The organism is Corynebacterium sp. AOP12-C2-36 (genome assembly GCF_052379185.1).
Classification (GTDB): domain Bacteria; phylum Actinomycetota; class Actinomycetes; order Mycobacteriales; family Mycobacteriaceae; genus Corynebacterium.
On record NZ_JBQSYJ010000053.1, the window covers coordinates 1 to 1,766 of the forward strand.

Here is a 1,766-nt window from a genome sequence, read left to right on the forward strand (position 1 = left end):
CCGGAAACTGGGGTCCACGGGAAACTGATTGAATACGGGGGCAAGGACAACAAACGCAACACAGACAACACCGCCAGCACCGCCAGCACCGCCAGCACCGCCAGCGCGGCACCTATATCGGGATGCTCAGCGACCGGATCCGCGACAACGCCGCTTCCAGCAGCCCGGCGTGCGCGGCGTTGCCGTCCAGGTGCACCCGTACCTGTCGGGCATGCCGGGCCACGGTCGCGGCGGTGGACAACACCCGTGCCCGTAACGAGCCGGGGCCCCACAGCCACCACCATGACCGGGCAGCCTTCCTCTTCTCCCTGGCCTGCTCACTGGTGGTTGAATACCCGTTTCTGCGCATGTCGCAGGCCGTTGTCTTCGCCGCTGCCAACTCCGCCGGCTCAGCGCCCAACAGTCGCGCCCAGGTCGACATCGCCCCGGCGAGGACCACCGCGTGGGTCCAGATCCGGTTCGCCGCGTAACTGTGATGCGGCACGGCGAGAAAGCCGAGGTCTTTGGTGTCTTTGATGCGCTGTTCACACCGGCCCCGACCCCGGTGGCGCAGGTCCAGTACCTGCGGCTGGCCGGACGAATCGGTGATGAAGGCTGTCACGCGGCGTCCGTCGATGTCGGTGATGCGTAGTTGGCACCCGGCGGAGGGGTATTCGACCCGCACGATCACCCGGGTGCCGGGTGGGAAGGCGTCCAGGCGGATGCCGTACTCACCTGTCTTCCCCGACTCCAGCAGTCCGGTGATATCGGTGACATAGGCGGCGTCGGTGTCAGTCACCCCGCCGGCGGCGTCGGGCCGCAGCACGCCCTGCTTGACGTCCTGGGGCAGGGTGGACACCAGACGGCCGATGTGTTCGTTGACGCGGATGCCCAACGAGTAGGCGAAGCCGCGGGAGTACAGGTGGTTGGCGAATTTTCGTGTGCCCCCGGCACCGTCGGTACGCACCAGGATCTTGCCCCCAATATGCCCGCCGTTCTGAGAGCCGGGCAGCGCCCGGTACGCGGTGCGGATCAGTTCGATGTGGTCGTCGGCGTTGTTGGCCCCGGCGTCGCCGGGGCGCATCAGCACCGCGAGGGGTTCACCGCCTACCCCGGGGCCGTGGTCGACGAAGGCGCACAGCGGGTGGAATCCGAAGCCTTTCTTGTAGGTGGCCGCGGCGGACTGTTTGTCACTGTGGATGTGGATAAGTGAGGCGTCGATATCCAGGATCAGAGGATTGTCCCTGGTGGCGGACGTGGCGGGGTTCATATCGCCCAGGGCGGCCCAGGCGCGGGTGCGTAGCGTGCGCATCGCCCGGGGCATCCGGTCGTCGACACGGTCGATGGAGTCGGCGAGTTGGTGGATCCGCCGGTGCGCGGTCGCCGTCGACGGCAGTGGTGTGACCAGCCCGGTCGCCGCGAGGGGTGTGAGCAGGTTCAGGTCATCCAGGCAGGTGGCGCCGGAGCTCAAGGCGACCGCCAGCGAGCTCAGCACCGATCCGGCGGAGTGGGTGACGGTGGCCGGGGTCAGCCCGGCCAGCGCGGCGTCGAGGGTGTCGGTCACCGACAGGGCGGTGGCGGTGTCGGCCAGTAGCAGGGTGCCGGCGCCTGTGCACACCGAGCGGTCGGTGGTGACATCGATGATTGTCTTGGTAGTCTTCACCGTGAGGGTGGTCCTGTTCTTGTTCGGATTGTGGCTTAAGCACCAGCAATCTTAGCAGGTCAGGGTCACTTTCTTCGTGTTTTCAAGCAGTCTTTCCAGCCGCCGGATGAATGATCCGGGTTAA

The 1,766-nt window shown here is 66.6% G+C and carries 1 protein-coding gene; it reads right to left on the reverse strand.

What is annotated here, in order from left to right; all coding sequences use genetic code 11:
• Window positions 1-112: 112 nt before the first annotated feature.
• Window positions 113-1,642, reverse strand: a complete 1,530-nt coding sequence (locus ACT3UN_RS16380) for an IS1380 family transposase (protein WP_444657644.1) — start codon at window positions 1,640-1,642, stop codon at window positions 113-115.
• Between the last annotated feature and the right edge of the window lie 124 nt (window positions 1,643-1,766).